This is a genomic window from Prosthecobacter sp. (assembly GCF_034366625.1).
In the GTDB taxonomy this organism is placed as follows: domain Bacteria; phylum Verrucomicrobiota; class Verrucomicrobiia; order Verrucomicrobiales; family Verrucomicrobiaceae; genus Prosthecobacter.
Genome location: NZ_JAXMIH010000019.1, coordinates 60,082 through 79,953, shown reverse-complemented (window position 1 = coordinate 79,953; position 19,872 = coordinate 60,082). Strand labels below are relative to the sequence as shown.

Sequence of the window (19,872 nt, the reverse complement as noted above, 5' to 3'; positions counted from 1 at the left end):
GTCTTGGAGATGATTTCAAGGTCAGGAACGCGAATCGTCGCGAATGCCGCAAGCGGGCATGCTCATTCGTGAAAATTCGCGGCCATTCGTGCTCATTCGCGTTTCATCTTCTCTACCTCGTGCTCAAACAGGCGGCTGTAGCGGTCCAGGGTGAAGAAGGCCGTGGCCACGGCGATCCAGAAGCCAGGAAAGCCGTCGAGGAAGCCGAGCTTGAACACGTAGGCCCGCACAAAGCGCCACCAAGGCCGGAACAGCGTGTGCAGCAGGGACCAGCGCTTCCCTTTGCCCTGCTGCGTCTGCAAGAACACGGTGGAATACTGCACGTGCTTCACGAGGTAGTGCTCGATGTTCTTGAACGAGTAGTGCAGCAGATCACCCTGCAACGTGGTGCAGGGCCCATCGACATCGAGCCGCTCATGCACCTGCCCGCCGCCATCGGCGGCCCAGCGGCTTTTGCCCCGACGGAAGAGACGCACTTTGCGGTCGGGATACCAGTCGCCATGATGAATCCAGCGGCCCATGAACCAGACGAGGCGAGGCATCCACGCGCCATCGAATTTTTCGTGATCGCCATTCTCGAAGAAGCGCTGGATCGAGCCGCGCAGCTCGGGCGTGAGTTCTTCATCGCAGTCCAGCGCCAGAATCCACGGCTGCGAGCAGAATGCGAGGCAGTGATTCTTCTGCGCCGTGTAGCCCAGCCAGTCCTGATGCACGAACTTTGCGCCGAACTCCTCGGCGATCACCGCCGTGCGGTCGGTGGAGCCGGAATCGACGATTACGATCTCCTGCGCCAGATCCACCACGCTGGCGAGGCAGCGGCGGAGGTTGGCCTCCTCGTTGAGCGAGATGATGGAGATCGAAAGCGGCAGCCGGGTCATGCGGTGCGCGACTGTCGCGAATCCACCGCCGGTGCCAAGCGGGAAAGCGGCAAGAGGAGCAGAGGGCCAAGAGCAAAGCGTTACGAGTCGTTCAACGACGCGCAAAGACCAGGACGTGTCTCTTCGCTCTCCGCCCTACGCTCTTCGCTTTTACACCACCGCCAGAGACACCGCCGCATTGTGCCCGCCCATGCCGGAGGCCAGTTTGATCACCCGGTCCCCCGCAACGACCTTCAGCGCCGCTTCATTGAGCCGCAGGCCGCACGCTGGCGGCGTCAGACCTGGCAGCACCGCCGGCAGCCAGCCTTCCGCCATGCAGGCGGCCAGCAACGCCACATCAAGCAGACCGCTGGCCCCCAGCGTATGGCCGGTGTGAGGTTTCAGCGGCACAAGCGGGACATCCCTGCCCTCCAGGGCGCGCAGCAGCGCCAGCGGCTCGACCCGGGCATGATTCAGTGTGCCCGTCGCATGCGGACACAGCGCCACCACTTTGCGGCGGTCTCCTGCATTCAAAGCTGAGCGCACGCAGTCCGGTATGCCACCGCCGTCCTCAGGCATCCTGAGCATGTCGCAGGCATCGCTGTTCGCGGTGTAATGCTCAAAGCGGCACAGGCGGCGGTTGGCATCGCCACGCTCCAGCGTCACCGCCACGGCGGCCTCGCCTGGCAAAAAACCGCAGGTGGCCGCTTCCCCGGCCTTCGCACCGAGGGCAAAAGGATCATTCAGACCTGTGCTGGAAAGCAGCCCCGTATCCCGGAAATCCCGCAGCAGCTCCGACACCAGCGGCAGATCGACCGCCACCACCACCGCCCTCGGAGCCAGGCCACAAGCCACGGCCATCCAGGCCATGCCCAGCGCATCCAGCCCGGAGGAGCAGCCGTTCGAAACCATCTGCCACGGGCCGCGAATCCCCAGTTCGACGCTCACCGCCGCCGCAATCTCACTGTGCATCGTGTTGCTGGCACTGAACTTGCGCACAGGCCTGCGCCATGCATTGGAACCCAGTATTTCTCCCACGTTGCCACGGCTGCTGGCGGCAAACAGCCAGGACTCACCCACCGCCTGCTGCGTCCAGCCCGCACGCCGCACCGCCTCGCGTCCCACCTGCACTGCAGCATTGCTCGCGGCGCCATAACGCCGGCCTTTCACCAGTTCGTGTGATGGCAGCAGCCCCACAGGCAAGGAGTCAAACTCCTCCAGCCCCCGCATGCGCCCCCCCAAAGGTACCAGCCAGCCACGACGCTCACGCATCACCAGCAGACACTCCTCCACCTTCAAACCAAGCGCACAGACCGTCTCCACGGCTGTGATGAACACAGATTCCATCATGACTCGACACAGCCGCAAAACTCACGCCATGCAACCCCATCAAACAATCCCGTTACATCAAACTCACAAAAAATAAGCAAGCCAAAGATTGACACTGAACTTGATAACCAGCTATATTTTCAACCTCATGTTAAGGCAAATCATAGGACAACCCGAAGGGCAAAAGGAAGACAGGCGTTCCGAGGCATCCGCACCGGCTCCCGCAGCCGAGCGCGCACCCATTCTCTCCACCGCATCCGCTCCCGCTGCACAACCTCAACGTACTCACTCAGCTCCCGTCATGACCACCAGTAAAAACGTTCTCGCGAACGACGTCGAAATCAAAGGCTCCATCAAATTCTCCCACGACCTCATCATTGACGGCAAAATCGAAGGCGAAGTCATCTCCGACGGCAGCCTCACCGTTGGCGAAAATGCTCTCATCAAAGGCGAGGTCAAAACCCGCTCCGTCATCATTTTCGGCAAGGTCGAAGGCAACATCACCGTCGCGGAACGTTGCGAGCTCAAGAGCAACGCCATCCTCGTCGGCGACATCGCTGCGGGCACCCTTGCCATCGAAGAAGGCGCCACCTTCATGGGTCAGTCTCAGGTCGGCAAGAAGGCCGAGACGAAGCCTGCCTTCGCCGGCGGCCCAAAACCACAACCTTAACCCGCTAAAACCGAGTGTTCGGGAGGTTCTTCGGCTCGAAGTCCAGCAAACTTCCCACACCGCCTAAACACCTGATCGAAGTGGTGTGTCCGTCTTGTGGCGCGGCGCAGTATGAGCCGCGCCTCGTCGTTTACACGTTCTGCAAAAAGTGCGGCGTGCATCTCACCGTGCATAAACGCCGGGTCACTGCCTCCAGCGTCACACGCTCGGGAGCAGGCATGGCCGATGCTTGGACCACCGTGGATGCCTGGACGGGGGCGGAGGCAGCCAAACCGGAGGCATTGAAAACAGCCCCTCCCGTCAGCAAGCCTGAAGAAAAGCCGGCGCCCGCCGAAACACTTTCCCCGGCAGATGGGTTCGGGGCCTTCCTGCAAAGCCAGGGCCAGTCACCCGAATCTCCCCCTCCTTCCACAGCTCCTGCGGAAATCAACGCGAGTGGCGAACCCATGACGGCCAGCATGCGCAGGCCGCAGTCCAATTCCCCTCCTCCCACGCCCGCACCAGCACCGCACACGGCCAGCTCCCTTCAGAAGATGAAGGAACAGGGCATGTACCGGAATCAGTATTTCAAGGATGCCGAGTGCTTCGACTGCGGGCACAAGTTCAAAACCGGCCGCTCCGCCAAATCCGCCAACTGTCCCGCCTGCGGAGCTTATTTTTCTCTCGAAGACGTGGAGATCAACATGACCTCCACCCAGGTCGTCAAGACACGCGGCGATGTCCTCATCCGCAAACGCGGCCGTCTTTCCACCAGCAGCGTGCACTGCCGCGATCTCGAATGCCACGGCATCATCGAGGCCAACGTCACCTGCTCCGGCGACGCCACCTTCCGCACCACCGGCAGCATCATCGGTGAAATCCGCTGCAATCGCTTCGTCGTGGAAAAAGGCGCCGATGTCGCCTTCCTCAATGCGGTGCATGCCACGGATGTCGAAATCCAGGCGCGCGTCACCGGCACCATCTACAGCACCGGCCTCGTGCTCATCAACAGCAACGGCTCCGTCAACGGCGATGTCACCGCACGCTCCGTCTCCATCGAGCCCGGTGGTGAACTCAATGGCGCGATGAACATCGTGCGCGGCAAGTCCACGACACCAGCTCCCGCACCTGGCGCTTGATCCAGCCCTTCGCGTATGAGACGGCGCGCCATTCTCCTCGTGGTGTCACTCATCGCCTCCGGTGTGTTAATCGCATGGTTGTACTCGTTGAAACCTGTCCGCCTTGGCGCATCTCACGTCATGCAGATCATCACCCGCGATCGCCTTTCCCTGCCCTACGCTCCTCCGCCCCCGCCGGAACAATGGCAGCCTATGAACGCGGCAGATCGCCTAGCCAACGTGCGCTCTCGTCTGCTGCCCAAAGTGCATGACGAACTCGCCGCCAAACAACTCAAGCTCGGCCAGCCCGCCTTCATTCGCATTTTCAAAGAAAGCCGCGAGCTCGAACTCTGGCTCCAAACCAACGAAGGCTGGCAGCTCTTCCGCAACTACCCCATCGCCACCTTCTCCGGCACCCTCGGCCCCAAGACCCGCGAAGGCGACATGCAGGCACCCGAAGGCTTTTACTCGGTCACGAAAAGTCTGCTCAATGCCGCCAGCAGCTACCATCTCTCCTTCAACATCGGCTACCCCAACACCTACGACCTCGCGCACCAGCGCACCGGCAGCCTCATCATGGTGCATGGCAATGTCGTCAGCATCGGCTGCTTCGCCATGACCGATCCCCTCATCGAGGAAATTTACCTCATCGTCGATGCCGCGCTCAACAACTCCGAGACAGTACCCGTCCACAGCTTCCCCTTCCGCATGACCGAAGCGCGACTGAAATCCGCCGATCCCAAACACCTCGACTTCTGGCGCAATCTTCAAACCGCCCACGACCTCTTCGAGAAAGACCACCGCGTTCCCCAAATCACCGTGGCAAACGGCCGCTACACCATTCAACCGCGAACAGCGAACTGAGAACAGCGAACCCGAATGACCTCCCTCACCCTCACCGCCCCAAAAACCTTCACTTGGACCACGCTCCCCGAAGCGCATTCTCCGCAAAACGGCGAAGCCCTCGTCGCCATCCGCGCCATCGGCATCTGCGGCACGGACTTCAGCGGTTACCTCGGCAAAATGCCCTTCATCGAGTTCCCGCGCATCCTCGGTCATGAACTCGGCGTCGAAGTCCTCGCCATCGGTGAAGGCGTCACGCATCTCCACGTCGGCGACCGCTGCTCCGTCGAGCCCTACCTCAACTGCGGCACCTGTCACTCCTGCCTGCGTGGCAGCACCAACTGCTGCGAAACGCTGCAAGTCCTCGGTGTCCATTGCGATGGCGGCATGCGCGAGCGCATGATCCTCCCCGCGCACAAGCTCCATCCCTGCAACGCGCTCGACTTCGAGCAGCTCGCCCTCGTCGAAACCCTCGCCATCGGTTGCCACGCTGTGAATCGCGCCCAAGTCACCGCCTCCGACGACGTCCTCATCATCGGCGCCGGCCCCATCGGCCTCACCGTGCTCGAATTCGCCCGCGCTGCCAACGCCGCCATCACCATCCTCGAACTCAACGCCGCACGCCGCGAGTTCGTCGCGCAAAACTACCCCGGTGTGAATGTCGTCGCTTCACTGCCCGACGCACCCGCCTTCCAGATCGTCTTCGACGCCACCGGCAATCCCAACTCCATGGCCGCCACGCTGCGCTTCGCCCGCTTCACCGGCCGCATCGTCTATGTCGGCATCACCAAAGAGCCCGTCCTCATCGACGATCCCCTCTTCCACCGCCGCGAATTGTCCCTCCTCGCCAGCCGCAACGCCGTCGCCGCCGACTTCCCCCGCATCCTCGCCATGATCCAGTCCGCCCAGATCAACACCCGCCCCTGGATCAGCCACCGCTGTGAGTTCAAAGACCTCCCGTCGCAAATGGATCATTGGCTCTTGCCCGATTCGCGTGTCATCAAAGCCGTCGTCTCATTGTGATCGGCCATGCATTCACCACAGAGCACTGGAGCGACGGGTGGGCGTGTGAACCAGGGAGCAACTTTCTCTGGTAAAAAATGGGCGGTAAAAGACCAGAAAAACGGCGGTTCCCATTTTTTACCGCCAATCTTTTACCAGCCAAGTTATTCGGGAGAACACCGACAACCACAAAGCTCCTAAACTCTGATCTCTGTGAACCTCCGTGCCCTCTGTGGTTGACCCCCATCCATGTCATCCATCAAAGCCGTCGTTGCCTTGTGAGGCGGCACGCGCCACTCATTCAAAGCCGTCCGGCAAGTCCGCTCTGAGTTTACCACAGAGGACACCGAGAAACACAGAGCCTCTGCACTCTGATCTCTGTGAGCCTCGGTGCCCTCTGTGGTTGACCTGATCCGCCTTCATTCGGCCTTCGTCATTTCAGCTTTCCCAATTTCAGCTTTCAGCTTTTCCCACCATGCCCACTCTCACCGTCCAGCCCCGCGCCCGCCTCTTCCACGGTCACCTCTGGGTGTACGCCACTGAAATCCAAAAGCGCTTTGGCGATCCCAAGCCCGGTGACGTCGTTCATCTGCAAGACGTGCGTGGCAAGCCGCTCGGCAGCGCCATCTACAACCCGGTGTCCCAAATCTCCGCGCGGCTCTTCTCCTACCGCCGCCAGGATCTCGATCTCGACTTCTTCACCCGCCGCATCCAGCGCGCCATCAAGGTCCGCGAAGCCGCCGGCGTCGATCTGAATCTCTGCCGCCTCGTCTGGAGCGAGTCCGACGGCCTCCCCGGCGTCATCATCGACCGCTACGGCGACTTCCTCGTGCTGCAAACGCTCACCCTCGCGATGGATCTGCGCAAAGACCTCATCATCCAGGCCCTCAACGACATCTTAAAGCCACGCGGCATCGTCGAGCGCAACGAAGGCGCCGTGCGCAAGGCCGAAGGCATGGAACTCATCAAAGGCGTCATCAGCGGCGAGTCGCCCGCGCCCTTCGTTGTCCGTTATCAGGGCAGCGCCTTCCACGCCGACCTCCTCGAAGGCCAGAAGACCGGCCTCTACCTCGATCAGCTCGACAACTACCAGCTCGTCGCCGCTTTGGCCAAAGGCCGCCGCGTGCTCGACTGCTTCTCCAATCAGGGCGGCTTCGCCCAGGCCTGCGCCCTCGCCGGAGCCAGCGAAGTCACCGCCGTGGACATCAGCGACAGCGCCACCGCCGTCGCCAAAGAAAACGCCGCCATCTCCGGCACGAAGATTGAATGCATCGCCGAAAACTGCTTCGACTTCCTCAAGCGCAACGAAGCCGCCGATGCCCGCTACGACCTCATCATCCTCGATCCGCCCTCCTTCACCAAAACCAAAAGCTCCGTGCGCGATGCGCTCCGTGGCTACAAGGAGATCCACCTCCGCGCCATGAAGATGCTCGAGCCCGGCGGCATCTTCGCCACCTTCACCTGCTCCCATCATGTGAGCGCCGAGGAATTCCACAGCAGCATCACCGACGCCGCCGTCGATGCCAAAAAAACTCTCCGCCGCGTCACCACCTACACCCAGCGCCCCGACCACCCCATCCTCGCCACCATCCCCGAAACCGAATACCTCCGCGGCTACGCGTATGAGGTGGTGGCTTCGTGGTGAGGCGTTCGTAGTTCGGGCTTCAGCCCGTTACTGCGCCAGATCGAATATCGATTCATGAACTTCTTCACCCACAGCAGATGACTGAGTTCCTTGACGCATTTCCTATACTTACTGAAGAACTCCTCGGTCAGTTCAAGGGGCGGTGCGTAGTTTGCCGAATGCCTGCATATATCGGCGGACATATGGTCGCAGGCGAGATGGTTTCTGGAGTATTCTGCACACGTTGCGGCAATTACTCAATTCCTTGGCATATTTCGATTGATGCAAGATGGCGTAAATTATGCCCGCTCCAAATTGCCAATATTTCCGGGTACATTCGTGAGAACCGAGGTTTGAAAATCGAATCCGAGATGGATATTGATTTTCTTTCCCAACTCTCGACTCCGACAGTTGCCGACAAAGCGCATAAGCTCCTTGCGACATTCGCTCGGAATCATCCACTTCCCGGAGCATCACTCCGACTTGATTGCGGATTCATCGACAGTCAGTCGCGGATGTACTCGGTTAATACCGCGCCTAGTTTTGAAAGTGATCCGAATGGGGATCGAGCCGCGCTGACAATGTTTCCTGCTCTCAGCGCTTCATGGTCCCAAAATGGCGCAGAACTGAGCTTCTTATTGATCGATTACCTCATACGAGGTGTCGGGTTTCTTGAATTGATGTCATCAGATCAGGATCCACGAGTTTGCTTCAAGGTCTCCGCCAAAGGGTGGGACCATTTGCAATCTTCTGGCTTGTCGAATAGCACAAGCGGGTTTGTCGCTATGTGGTTTGACGATTCAGTGAATATTGCCTGGGAACAGGCGTTCTACCCGGCAATAAAAGCAGCGGGATATGCACCACTGAGGATCGACAAAAAAGAGCATAACAACAAGATCGACGACGAAATTATGGCATCCATTCGAGGTGCTCGATTCACTGTTGCTGATTTCACTGGTGAACGAGGAGGCGTCTATTTTGAAGCGGGTTTCGCAAATGGACTTGGTAAGCCTGTGATCTGGACCGTTCGTCATGATTGGCTTGGCAAGCTTCATTTCGATACCCGTCAGTTCAACCACATCACTTGGACAGAGGACAAACTCAATGAGTTGCGCGATGCTTTAAAACTTCGCATCGAAGCAACGATTGGCAGAGGCCCACTGAGAGACTGAACGGCAAAAGCAGTCCATGACACCGCCTTCGTCGAGAGGCTAGGCCAATCTGCAACTGCGTGACAAGCAGTGCCATGCTTCGCGTTCCTCTCACTGTAGCGCAGCGAATAAACCCACGCCAAGAACGTTCGATTTGGCCGCAGAGGAGCAAAGAGGCAGAGAGGCGCGGAGTCAGAAAGAATGGCCTACGGAACACGCGGAAAGCACGGAATCAGAATCTTAACCATGGATCCCTTTCCGTGTCATTCCGTGTGTTCCGTAGGCATCCTTGTCTTGGCTTCAATGTGCCGAATCTCTCTGCCCCACTGCTCCTCTGCCTCTCTGCGGCAAATCCGAACAGGAGGAGCGCACGCCCACTTGTCACTCGGACCTCCCGAAGCTAATGCGTCAGCGCGTAGAACACGATGTTGATGCCGAGGGGATAGGCGTGCTTCTCGGAAACCTCGCGGAAGTAGTCGGCGTCGAAGGATTCCTGCTCCCAGCCGTCGCCCATGTCGTTGTTGAGGCAGATCAGCATCACCATGCGGCCACGGTCGTCATGCACCGCGCGGAAGACGGGCTGGGCGGCATCGGGGCGGATTTCGTTGCTCGTGGTGTTGCGGGTGCCCTTGTGCTTGTGCGCCCAATAGACATTGCTATGCACCTGCGGTGGGGCTGGCAGGTCGAACACGCAGTGAAAAAGGGGATGATCCGGCTTGAGCTCGGTGAAGCCGCGGTCCGGCCAGATCTTTTTGAAGGTGGCAACAAAGGCCTGCCACTCCTCCCCGCCCCAGAAGTCATCCATCAGGATGAAGCCGCCATTGAGCATGTACTCGCGCAGCACGCGTGCCTGTTCGTCACTGATGTCCATGTTGCTCGGCTCAGAAACGTAGAGGAAGGGATGATGGCGGAGCTGCCCGGCGTCGATGTCGATGATGACCGGGAACGGATTCACCTGCACCGAGGTAAGCTGATGCAGCCGCCAGGAGAAATTCAGCTCGGCCTCTGGATAGTCCGCCGTCCAGCGCAAGCCGCGACGAAAGGGGTAGCACAGCCGCGCAAAAGTGAAGACGTCCTTCGGCAGCTCCTCCGACACCTTCCACACCGGCAGATTCCGACCGTAATGCCGCCAGCCACGGAACTGGCGCGCGTCATGCGGAAACTGAACCTCCCGGCCCTTGTAAACGCCGCGACGAATCTCAGGCGCCACCTGCGAAAGGGATCTCCCCAACGCCAGCAGCCCGAGGATCAGCAGCAGCCATTTCCAAAGTTTCATCGATCTCTTCTACCCGAAGCGACGACTCAAAAGCCAACTCTTTCTGCGCCGGTTCGGGGATCGGGTACGTTGTTCACGCTTTAGCGTGCTCCGAACTCCAGCCAGACACGCTGAAGCGTGAACAACGTACAAGCCGCCTCACTCCTTCAGCCGGTTCACCGTGTAATACGCCATGCGATGCCACAGCAACGTGCCGTCCTTCGCTTTGAGCTGCGGCAGCTCAAACTCATGCACATAGCCGGTGCGGAGATTGGCGATGACCACTTCCAGCGTCAGGCCATCGTCGCTCAAGGTGGAGGAGGTGATTTGCAGCGGCTTCGCATCGAGTTCCTCGCCGCCATACTTGCTCTGGAAGGGATAGGTGTAGCTCTGGCCGGTCAGATCGCCCACGCTGGCCTTGTCCACTGGCAGGGTGAAGGTGAAGCGGAAACCGGACTTCGTGAGTTCCATCTTCTGCACCTCCAGCGGCGTCTTTTTCGTCCACACAAGCTTTTGCAGCCCGAAGGGCCGGTTGCCCTTGCTGTTCCAGCCGCGATTCGACTCGCCCACGACGAGCGATCCATCCGGCAGCGTGGTCAGCGCCAGCGCGGCGCATTGCAAACCTTCCACAAACGGAAAGCACGCGCCCTGAAACTCGCCGCCGACTTTTTCAAGGAACACGCGGTTCACACCCGACAGCACGAACTCGCCGAGAAAGAGCTGCTTCTCGAACGGGCCGAACTTGCCGCCGCTTTTGTCGCACACGATGCCCGTGCCGCTCTGGCCCATCTTCACATACGGCAGCCACACGGCGGGCGGCGTGTAGCCCTGCACCGTCTTCATCGCCTCGGCCACGGTGATGCCATCCGCCTGCTTCGCCGCGATCTTCACCGGCGATTCCGGCCGCATGGCATCGGTAATCGAGTCCGCATGCGAAAAGTAAGCGCCTTTGCGAATGTGAAACAGCGGCGTGGTCGGCATCCAGTTCCCCTGCTGGTCGGTGATGAAGATTTCGCCGTCCGCGTCCTGCCCGATGCCGCATGGACTGCGAAAACCCGCGCACCACGGCTCCATCTTGCCCTCCGGCGTCGTACGCATCACCCAGCCGCGCCAAGGCGCATGCTTTTCATCCTCGCCCGCGCCTTTCCAGCCCTTGCCCATGCCGGTATTGAGCGAGGTGTAGAGATTGCCTTCCTGGTCGAAGACCGGCCCGTAGGCGTACTCGTGGTAATTGCCCGAAACACCCCAGCCGGTGGCGGCGGTGAGGTATTCATCGGCCACGCCATCGCCATTCACATCCCGCAGCTTCGTCACCTCCGACCGCTGCGTGGCATACAGCGCGCCGTCACGCCAGGCCAGGCCCAGGATCTCATGCAGGCCGCTGGCAAACAGCTTGAAGCTAGGTTTCGCCACATTCGACGGACTCTGCGCGATCCAGATCTCTCCTTTGCGCAACGCCACCGCCAGCTTCCCATCCGGCAGGACCGCCAGACCACTCGCCTCAAAATTCACGCCCTTCGGCAACTCGTAAGTCTCGATGCGGTAGTAGTCGGATTGCTCTTGAGCGTGGCAGAACGTGGCGAGAGCCAGGAGACTCAGCATTTGCCGCAGAGGGGCAAAGAGGCGGAGAGGCAGAGCCTTCTGACAGATCTTTGCATCTCTGCTCCTCTGCCCCTCTGCGGTAAAACCGAACGTCCCTTGATTTACCATGACAGTGCCTCCTTCGTTTCCTTGCCGTTGATCTTCACGCTGCGCTCAAAGCCGTTCTTCACCGGACGCAGCGTGTCCTCAACCTGCTGGCCATCTTCGCGATACAAAAACGTCGGCACGCCGTCCTTGCCGACCTTGTAACCACCAAACACGCGTTCGCCTGTGGCGGGAGGTAACTCCTTCACTGCCGTGCCGAGCGGCTTGATCGGCGGCATCGCACGCTCCTGCCAGTTGCTCATCGCATCGAGGAAACGGCCTTTCCAAATCAATGCCCAGCGGCTCGTCTTTCCATCAAACGCCGCATTCACGCCGCTGGGGAAACCCACACCAATCGCATGCGTGCCCACGCCCTCGATGAAGCTGCGAAACACGATCACGCGCTTCGCCTTGCCCGGCTTCAACTCAAAATCCTCCGCCGACATGAGCCCTTCTGGCAGCGGCTGGCCTTCGACCTCGCGCAGGTAAGTCCAGATGCTCTCGATCTCCAGGTCGGCCTTCTTGCGGCCCACAAACATCGGCGGCATCACCGTGCCGAGCTGCGTGACCTGCGGATTGAGCAGCAGCTCTTTGAAATACTCCGGCTGGATGCGCTCCACCGTGTGCGTCAGCCGGATCACCGGCGGCCCGAGCGACTTGCGATCCTTCAATCCATGGCACGCCACGCACGCCAGTCCCTTCGCTCCCAGCAACTGCCGTCCCGCCTCCGCACGATGATGTTTCCCCAATCCACTGACATCAATCGTCACCGGCTTCTCCGCCACATCGGCCTCATTCAACCAGCCGATCATCATCTCCGTCTGCTCACGGCCAAAATTCGGCATTCGCGTGTCCATGTAAGGCCGCACGCTGCCATCCTTGCCCCACAGGATCTTCTCAAACCAGCCCCGCGTCAGTTTGCGACCGATCTTGTCCAGACTCGGCGGCAGATGCGCCAATTGCCCCAGCGATTCAGCCCCCGGATCATTCACGCCAAAAAACTGCGCCCGCGGATCCTCCGGCCCGCCCTTGCCCTCGCGATCATGACACGCGTAGCAGTTCAGGCGAGACATCTGCCAGTCCACCTTCTCCTGCGCCGTCAGCTTCGGCGCTTCCTCTTTCTGAATCGCCGCCAGCGCCAGTTTCAGCGCGCGTTTTTGCAGATCGTTCAAATCAAAGCGCGGCGTGCCGCTGGCTTGTTTTTCAGCGAGGCAGCCTTTGTCGGGCGCGAGGTCTGCCATGCGTTTTGTAGTCCCGGCTTCAGCCGGAATCCCAGAACCGGCTAAAGCCGGGACTACAGTGCCCAGAGTGTGGCAGGCCACGCAGTTCATCTGCTGGAACACCTCGCGGCCTTTCTCGATGCCTTGCGGCGGAAGCTTCAACGCCGCACGTGCCGTGGCTTTTTCCGCAATGCGACCCACATGCAGATACGCCGCGATGTCCGCCGCCTCCTGCTTGCTCAGACGCATGTCCGGCATGCGGCCTGCAGGGCGCATGGAGAGCGGATCATGCAGAAAATAAGCCAGCGCGTTCACATCGTAAGCATCCGCCAGCGCGATGGGCACCGAGCCAAGCCCAGGCTTCTCCACCTCGGCATTCGCCGCCACCTTCGGTGGTCGCACATCCAGCGCAGGCTCATGACAGGCCACGCAGCCGACTTTGTGATACAGCTCCTTGCCGCGCTCCACATCACCCGCAGGCATCTGCGGCGCGTCCCACTTGCTCGCGCTCAAGAACTCCACCAGCGCCTCTACCTTCTCTTCATCACCTTCCTCCCCGGCAAACAAGCCGGGCATCTGCGTGCCCTTCTTGCGATGCTGCGGGCTGCGAATCATCAGCCAGAGCGTGTCCGCATCCAAGCGCGAGCCCACACCACCCAGATTCGGTCCCGGCTTCGCCTTCAATCTTTCCTGCCATGACTCCGGTGCCATATGACAGGCCGTGCAATTCAATTCCGCCAGTAGCAGGAAGCCACCGCTCACCACATGCTCATCAGGATCTTGATCGAGGTAGAATTGATCGAAGTTGAAGACGTAGGCGTGGTTGATGGGTTCTGCCTGCAACGGATGAGACCGCGCTGACGACGCGTTGAGGAGAAAGGCTGCCAGCAGCAGTGCGGAATGCAGAATGACGAATGCAGAATGACGAATGAAACTCATGGGCGGCGGCACAGATTCAATGAAGCTCAGCATTCGTCATTCGGAATTCGACATTCATCATTTCACAGTCCCATCTTCGTGCGTTCGGCATCCAGCGCCTTGATCCATGGGCCAATGAAATGGCCGGAGTCATGATAAGTGCGTCCCGAATACATGTGCTGGTCGATGACGCAGGGTTCGTTCACATAAATGCCGCCGCAGATTTCGAGGTCGAATTTGCACTTGGCGACGGTGGCCATGCGCAGGCCTTTGACGATGTCGGCACGGGCGGGGATCTCAACGCCGTGGCAGACGCTGGCGCAGGGCTTCTTCTGTTCCCAGAACCACTTGGTGATGCGCAGCAGGTCGGCGTCCTCGCGGATGTATTCGGGCGCGCGGCCACCGCTGAAGAAAATGCCCACGTATTCCTCCGGCTTGATGTCCTTGAAGGCGATGTCGGCGTCGATGCTGTAGCCTTCCCACTCCTTGGTGATCGTCCAGCCGGGCTTCACTTCATGCAGCACCATCTGGTACTTCCGCTTTTCCGGCGCGGCGACGATGGGCTTGTAGCCGCTCTCGATGAGGCGGTAGAAGGGGTAGAGAGTGTCAACGGTCTCGGTGGCGTCACCGACGATGAGGAGGACTTTGGCTTCGGGCATGGGCTTGGATGGAGTGGTGGAGTTTTGGAGTGCTGATCAGAGAGAGGCGACGATGGCGTCGAGATGATTTTTCGCACGCACGATCTCGGCGGTCGTCTCCGCCACGGTGGGCATGATCGGGATGCCGCGTGGCGTGGGGTGCATGAAGATTTCGGTGGGGCCGGTGAATTGGATTTCCTTGAGCGCGGCAACGATGGGTTTGTAGTCGAGCGGTCCACGTCCGGGCATCTGCTGGAGTTCTTCTTCCTTCGGCATGACCTTGCTAAAGCCCAAACCGCGTTCCCAAGCATAAAACAGAGTCAACTTTTCGCCGATGTGCCGGACCATCGCGGCCAACAACGCCGGCTCCTGCGGCAGATGCGCGGGTGCGAGAGCGATGCCGATGCCTGCGATGTCCCGCGTGAAGTCCGCGAGCCAGTGGAGCGAGTCCGGCGTGTCGATGAGGTTGTTGACGTGATTCTCAATGCCGATCTCGACACCGTTTTCCGCCGCGAGCGCCGCATGCGGTTTCATCTTTTCCACGAAGTCCTTCACGTTCGCCTTGAGCTGCTCTGCGGGGACTTTGTATTCACCCTTGCCTCCGGTGACGATGAAACTGCCGCCGAATTTCCTCACGATGGCGATCTCCTCCGTCAGCTTGAACGGCCCGAGGTCATAGCGGGTCGTTCCACCAAAGCCGACACCGTGCTCTTTCAACATCGCCGCAAACTTGTCATGCCCCATGGCATCCATTTCCTCGCGCTGCGTGCCGTGCTTCTTCGGCCACAGCTCGATGGCCGTCGCACCGGTCTTCTTCACTTCCGGCAGGATTTCCGCCAGCGGCAGACTGCCGCACATCGACGAGGCAAGCATGTAATTCAGTTTCCACGGCGATTCCGCCGCGAAAGCAGGCACGGCTGCGACTGCGGCGATGGATTGGAGGAAACAACGGCGGTTCATGGTGGGCGAGTAAACGCCCGCCCCGCCCTCACTTCATTCAGACTTTGATTTACCGTCTTCAGGTTTTGCGGCCTCCCTAGAACGGCGATTTTCCATCAACCCGGCTTTTTCGCCTCGTAAAGCGAAGCGATGCCAAACGTGAGCGGCGTTGTGCCGGCTGATTGAAAGCCGTTGGCACAAATCAATGACTCCATGTCTTTGCCAGATGGAAAACGCTCGATGGAGCCGCACAGATACACATAAGCCTCGCGCTGGCCGGTGATCCAGCCGGCGATGCGGGGCATGATGTGCTTCAAGTAGAACAGGTAAAACTGCCGGATGCCCGGAGTGCGGGGAATGGAGAAATCGAGGACGAACAGGCTGCCGCCCGGCCGCAGCACGCGGCTCATTTCCTGCAAGGCAGCCGGCCAGGAAGCCATGTTGCGCAGGCCAAAGGCCACGGTGAGAACATCGAAGACGCCGTCTTGAAACGGCAGTGCAAGTCCGTCGGCGGCGATGAGTGACTGAAACTGCCGGGCCTGGGCTTCACGCATCATGGGCACGGAGAAGTCCGCGCCGAGCACTTTGGCCGCAGGACAGGCGGATTGAATCGACCGGGCGAGATCTCCGCTGCCGGTGGCGAGATCGAGCACGCGCCGGGGATTGAGCTGGGCGATGCGCCGCGAGGTGGTGCGCCGCCAGAGGCAGTCGATGCCAAGACTGAGCACATGGTTCGCGAGCACATAACGCGATGCGATTCCCGCAAATGCCTTCCTCACGAATCCTGCGTCCTGCATGTGGCTGAATGTATGACCGGTCACCCGTGCGGCAGGATGCCGCTGGATGGTGCTCACGAGAGGACTCGAACCTCCACGATGTTACTCACTAGAACCTGAATCTAGCGCGTCTACCAATTCCGCCACGTGAGCAAAGGAGTCGGGTTGACCGGGACGGCGAGTTTTGACCAAGGCAGGGATTTCTCAAGCGGGAAAATGAGTTTCTTCTGGCGGCGTGGCATGCTTCGGGTTAGGCGCGTGCGCATGTCCTTTCGTCTTGAGATGCTGCAGGTGGCACGGCTGGCTCCGAAACTGCTCGGTGAGTCAGCGGCCTTGGTGGAGGCGTTTTATCGTTCGCGCCTCTCGCCTGAGGGCGGTTTTTTGGACCGCAATGACAAGTCTGACCTCTACTACACTGTATTCGGGCTGGAGGGTTTGCAGGCGCTGTCGGTTGATGCCAAAACGATCCCGGACGTGCGTCCATGGTTGAAGGGTTTTGGCGACGGTGAACGGCTGGATTTTGTGCATCTGTGCTGCCTGGCCCGTTGCTGGGCGAATGCGGGCTTGGATGAGCTGCCCGTGGCATCGCGTGAGGCTTTGGCGTCACGCATCGAAACCTTTCGCTGTGCCGACGGCGGCTACCATCAAGCCCCAGGCAGGAAAAAAGGCAGTGCTTATGGCTGTCTGCTGGCCTGGGGCGCTTACCAGGATCTCGGCGGACTGCCGCCGGAGCCTTGGCGGCTGGCGGAATGCATGGGCGGACTGAGAACCCCCGACGGTGCGTGGTCCAATGAGCCGGGCATCCCCGTTGGCTCCACGACGGCCACGGCGGCCATGGTGGCGCTGCACCGGCACATGGACATGCCGCCGCCGCCGGAGGCGGTGGACTGGCTGATGCGGCAATGCCTGCCGCAAGGAGGTTTCCTGGCGCTGCCTGCGGCTCCCCTGCCCGATTTGCTCTCCTCGGCGGTGGCTTTGCACGCACTGGATGCGGTGCAGGCCGATTTTTCACGCCTCAAGGAGCCATGCCTGGATTTTGTCGATTCCCTCTGGAACGCGGCCGGAGGCTTCCACGGCAACTGGACCGATGACACGCTGGACTGCGAGTACACCTATTACGGACTGCTGGCGCTGGGGCACCTGAGTCTCTGAAAACACAAAAAAGCCCGGACATCGCTGTCCGGGCTTCTCGTTGGAACTTTCTTCGTCGGTTTAAGCGAGGGCTTCCGTGAGGATGCGGCCACCGTTGACGATGTCAATCGGACGAACGCCATCGGCCATGATACGCTTCTCACCGTTGATGCCGAGCAGACGATACATGGTCTTGGCCAGATCTTCTGGACCGACCGCGTCGCGATCAGGCTCACCGCCAAGGGCATCGGAGGCACCATGGATGTAGCCCTCTTTGACACCGCCACCGGCCATGGCAACGGAGAACACGCGCGGCCAGTGGTCACGACCATTGGTGCCGTTGATCTTCGGCGTGCGACCGAATTCGGAACTGACGATGACGAGCGTCTTCTTGAGCATGCCACGGTCCGAAAGATCGGTGATGAGGCGGGCGAAGGCCTGATCGAAGTTCGGAGCCTGACCGTCAAAAGCTCCCTTGATGTTCGAGTGGTGATCCCAGCCGCCGTAGTTGACGGAAACCATGCGCACGCCGGCTTCCACAAGGCGACGGGCCAGCAGGAAGCGCTGACCAGCGGAGTTGCGACCGTATTCGTCACGGAGTTTGTCGCTTTCCTTCGAGATATCGAAGGCTTCACGAGCCTGCGAACTGCTGATAAGACCGTAGGCAGCCTGATAGAAGCTGTCCATGGCGCTGATCGCGTCGGATTTTTCGACGGCCTTGAAGTGTTCGTCCACGGCACCCAGCAGGTTACGGCGACGGTCGAAACGCTTGTCATCCACATCTTTGGGAGTGAGCAGATCGCGAACGCTGAAGCCTTTGTCAGCAGGATCGCTGCCCAAGGCAAACGGACCAAAAGCACTGCTCATGTAACCGGTTCCTTGCTCAGGAGCGAAGACGCCCGGCACCGCCACATAAGGAGGCAGATTGTTGCGGCTGCCCTGCTCGTGCGAAATGATGGAGCCGTAGCTGGGGAACTTGATGGCCGGGCTCGGACGATAGCCGGTGAACATGTTGTGCGTGCCACGCTCATGGGCGGCCTCACCGTGGGTCATCGAACGGATGACGGTGAGCTTGTTCATGATCTTGGCGATGTTGGCAAACTTTTCGCCGACGTATTCACCAGGGATCGAAGTCTTGATCGGAGTAAACGGACCACGGTAGTCGGGCGAGGCGAAAGGCTTCGGATCCCACGACTCATGCTGTGCCATGCCGCCAGGAAGATAAATGTGGATGACCGAGTCTGCGATCGGCTTGAAAGTTTCCACTTCGGGCATCACGGCCGCAGCCTGGAGGCGCAGCATTTCAGGAAGCGTGAGGCCCAGGCCGCCGAGCATGCCGACATAGAGGAAGTCACGACGGCTGGCACCAGAGCGCAGATCAAGGTGATTGCCTTGGCAGAGAGAATGCATTTTCATAATAAGGGAGGGGTGTTGTTGCTGGAATCGTGAGGAGTTACGAGGCGGCCCGAGGGTTCTTGCAAATCTTGCGAAAAATTACACGAATCGTGACCATCGGCCATCATGGCCTTATTTGGCCACCCAGCCGGCTTGCGCGAACTGGTGGATCCAGACCTGGAAGTCCACTGGCGCGTCGGGGGGGAACTTCAGCCGCAGAATCATCGGCACAGTCGCATCACTGCTCTGCTGCAGCCAGTAATCCAGCTCCTTGGCCAGCGAACTGGCCTTGTCCGCGTAACCATAGACCACCTTGGCACCCGGTTCGGAGATGTTGCGCAGGCTGTAGCACTTCAAAACACCAGGATCTCCGAACTGGTTTTCAAAGTGCCCCGCTGGAGACACCAGCACGCGAAACAGCGTGGGCGACACCGGTTTTGACTCGAGAAAATCCGACCAGGCCATTTCACCCGCTCCGACAAAGGACTCCCAGTCCACACGCGGCCCTTCGGCGGTGTGCTCGACGGTGGCAAGACGACGACCACCGCCCTCAAACACCACCACATGCTCGCTGAAATGGGGGGGGAGTTCCGTCGCCTCGACCATGGAATCAAACACCATCGGCCCGTCGGCGTTCTTCGCGTAATAGAGGCTCATCAAAGGAGCCGCGCGCAGCTTGTTGCGCACCAGCAGCGCACGCTGCTTCCAGTCGGGCGCCTGGAGAAACTTGCCCAGCACTTCTTCGGCGGCAGCGAGTTTGGCCAGATTCTCCGTGGAGTCGCTGCGGCTAGGAAGGGCGGTGGCAGTTTTGAGTTCCTCGCTCCCTGGCGGGCGGAAGACCAGGTTGCCGGTGGTCACCGGTGGCAGAACCTCTTCCGGTGGAATCATGGGTGTCACGGCGGGAGTGTTGGCACCGCCCGCTTTGGCTTGTTCCGAACCGAAAAGCTGTTTCATCCCCTCCCTCTCTTTGGCCGACTGATACAGGCTCACCACCAGAAGCACGATCACGATCAACCCTACCACGCTCGCTCCAAACAGCAGCCGACGCCGGAACTGGTGGATCTCCGGGTCCATGCGCATGCGTTCAAAGGCATCGCCAGGAAGCGGTTGCGGCTCATGGGAAGGCTCCATCACCGGGCGCGGCAGAGTCGTCGTGGTCGGCGGTTCATTCTGCGACATCAACAGCGCACGACGCTTCGTCTTGGTGGTCTTCTCCGCCATTTGCAGCATCACCATCTGGCCGCATTCCGGGCATGGACGTGATCGGGTGACTGCCGAAGCCTGAATTTCGACAGTTTTTTCGCAATGGGGGCAGACGAGGGTGGTGGCCGGCATTCTTGG

The 19,872-nt window shown here is 60.1% G+C and carries 17 protein-coding genes and 1 tRNA gene; 7 read left to right on the top strand and 11 right to left on the bottom strand.

Annotation, left to right across the window (positions count from 1 at the left end; translation table 11 throughout):
• Positions 1 to 92: 92 nt before the first annotated feature.
• The gene (locus tag U1A53_RS19235; RefSeq protein WP_322283475.1) at positions 93 to 878 is read right to left on the bottom strand and encodes a glycosyltransferase family 2 protein; all 786 of its coding nucleotides are present in this window, start codon (positions 876 to 878) and stop codon (positions 93 to 95) included.
• A gap of 150 nt (positions 879 to 1,028) precedes the next feature.
• Positions 1,029 to 2,207, bottom strand: coding sequence for a beta-ketoacyl synthase N-terminal-like domain-containing protein (locus tag U1A53_RS19230; RefSeq protein WP_322283474.1), 1,179 nt, complete (start codon positions 2,205 to 2,207; stop codon positions 1,029 to 1,031).
• Positions 2,208 to 2,487: 280 nt separating this feature from the next.
• Between U1A53_RS19230 and U1A53_RS19225 the strand changes: the two genes are divergently transcribed.
• From U1A53_RS19225 to U1A53_RS19200, 6 genes are all read left to right on the top strand, one after another.
• Complete coding sequence (locus U1A53_RS19225; protein ID WP_294385304.1) at positions 2,488 to 2,856, top strand: polymer-forming cytoskeletal protein; 369 nt, start codon at positions 2,488 to 2,490, stop codon at positions 2,854 to 2,856.
• A gap of 83 nt (positions 2,857 to 2,939) precedes the next feature.
• The gene (locus U1A53_RS19220; RefSeq protein ID WP_322283473.1) at positions 2,940 to 3,974 is read left to right on the top strand and encodes a polymer-forming cytoskeletal protein; all 1,035 of its coding nucleotides are present in this window, start codon (positions 2,940 to 2,942) and stop codon (positions 3,972 to 3,974) included.
• Positions 3,975 to 4,094: 120 nt separating this feature from the next.
• Complete coding sequence (locus U1A53_RS19215; RefSeq protein ID WP_322283472.1) at positions 4,095 to 4,817, top strand: murein L,D-transpeptidase family protein; 723 nt, start codon at positions 4,095 to 4,097, stop codon at positions 4,815 to 4,817.
• Between the two features lie 15 nt (positions 4,818 to 4,832).
• The gene (locus tag U1A53_RS19210) at positions 4,833 to 5,819 is read left to right on the top strand and encodes a zinc-binding alcohol dehydrogenase family protein (protein ID WP_322283471.1); all 987 of its coding nucleotides are present in this window, start codon (positions 4,833 to 4,835) and stop codon (positions 5,817 to 5,819) included.
• Between the two features lie 454 nt (positions 5,820 to 6,273).
• Positions 6,274 to 7,443 (top strand): class I SAM-dependent rRNA methyltransferase, encoded by a 1,170-nt coding sequence (locus tag U1A53_RS19205; RefSeq protein WP_322283470.1) that lies wholly within the window; start codon positions 6,274 to 6,276, stop codon positions 7,441 to 7,443.
• A gap of 158 nt (positions 7,444 to 7,601) precedes the next feature.
• On the top strand, positions 7,602 to 8,594 hold the full coding sequence (locus U1A53_RS19200; protein WP_322283469.1) for a hypothetical protein: 993 nt from the start codon (positions 7,602 to 7,604) through the stop codon (positions 8,592 to 8,594).
• Between the two features lie 379 nt (positions 8,595 to 8,973).
• On the opposite strand, the gene U1A53_RS19195 is transcribed toward U1A53_RS19200, so the two are convergent.
• The 7 genes from U1A53_RS19195 to U1A53_RS19165 form a co-directional block, all read right to left on the bottom strand.
• Positions 8,974 to 9,849 carry a DUF4159 domain-containing protein gene (locus tag U1A53_RS19195; protein WP_322283468.1) on the bottom strand — a complete coding sequence of 292 codons (876 nt, stop codon included), beginning with the start codon at positions 9,847 to 9,849 and terminating at the stop codon, positions 8,974 to 8,976.
• Positions 9,850 to 9,987: 138 nt separating this feature from the next.
• Positions 9,988 to 11,430, bottom strand: a complete 1,443-nt coding sequence (locus U1A53_RS19190) for a hypothetical protein (RefSeq protein ID WP_322283467.1) — start codon at positions 11,428 to 11,430, stop codon at positions 9,988 to 9,990.
• Positions 11,431 to 11,531: 101 nt separating this feature from the next.
• Complete coding sequence (locus U1A53_RS19185; RefSeq protein ID WP_322283466.1) at positions 11,532 to 13,673, bottom strand: c-type cytochrome; 2,142 nt, start codon at positions 13,671 to 13,673, stop codon at positions 11,532 to 11,534.
• 62 nt (positions 13,674 to 13,735) lie between these two features.
• The gene (locus tag U1A53_RS19180) at positions 13,736 to 14,311 is read right to left on the bottom strand and encodes a DJ-1/PfpI family protein (RefSeq protein ID WP_322283465.1); all 576 of its coding nucleotides are present in this window, start codon (positions 14,309 to 14,311) and stop codon (positions 13,736 to 13,738) included.
• Between the two features lie 36 nt (positions 14,312 to 14,347).
• Positions 14,348 to 15,250: a sugar phosphate isomerase/epimerase gene (locus U1A53_RS19175; RefSeq protein ID WP_322283464.1), complete on the bottom strand. Its 903-nt coding sequence runs from the start codon at positions 15,248 to 15,250 to the stop codon at positions 14,348 to 14,350.
• 95 nt (positions 15,251 to 15,345) lie between these two features.
• The gene (locus tag U1A53_RS19170; protein ID WP_322283463.1) at positions 15,346 to 16,083 is read right to left on the bottom strand and encodes a ubiquinone/menaquinone biosynthesis methyltransferase; all 738 of its coding nucleotides are present in this window, start codon (positions 16,081 to 16,083) and stop codon (positions 15,346 to 15,348) included.
• Positions 16,074 to 16,158, bottom strand: a tRNA-Leu gene (locus U1A53_RS19165). Before U1A53_RS19165 ends, U1A53_RS19170 begins: the two co-directional genes overlap by 10 nt.
• A 111-nt stretch (positions 16,159 to 16,269) precedes the next feature.
• Here U1A53_RS19165 and U1A53_RS19160 point away from each other — a divergent pair.
• Positions 16,270 to 17,157 (top strand): prenyltransferase/squalene oxidase repeat-containing protein, encoded by an 888-nt coding sequence (locus U1A53_RS19160; protein ID WP_322283462.1) that lies wholly within the window; start codon positions 16,270 to 16,272, stop codon positions 17,155 to 17,157.
• A gap of 60 nt (positions 17,158 to 17,217) precedes the next feature.
• On the opposite strand, the gene U1A53_RS19155 is transcribed toward U1A53_RS19160, so the two are convergent.
• Positions 17,218 to 18,552: a DUF1501 domain-containing protein gene (locus U1A53_RS19155; RefSeq protein WP_322283461.1), complete on the bottom strand. Its 1,335-nt coding sequence runs from the start codon at positions 18,550 to 18,552 to the stop codon at positions 17,218 to 17,220.
• A 111-nt stretch (positions 18,553 to 18,663) separates the two neighbouring features.
• The gene (locus U1A53_RS19150) at positions 18,664 to 19,866 is read right to left on the bottom strand and encodes a hypothetical protein (RefSeq protein WP_322283460.1); all 1,203 of its coding nucleotides are present in this window, start codon (positions 19,864 to 19,866) and stop codon (positions 18,664 to 18,666) included.
• Positions 19,867 to 19,872: the final 6 nt, after the last annotated feature.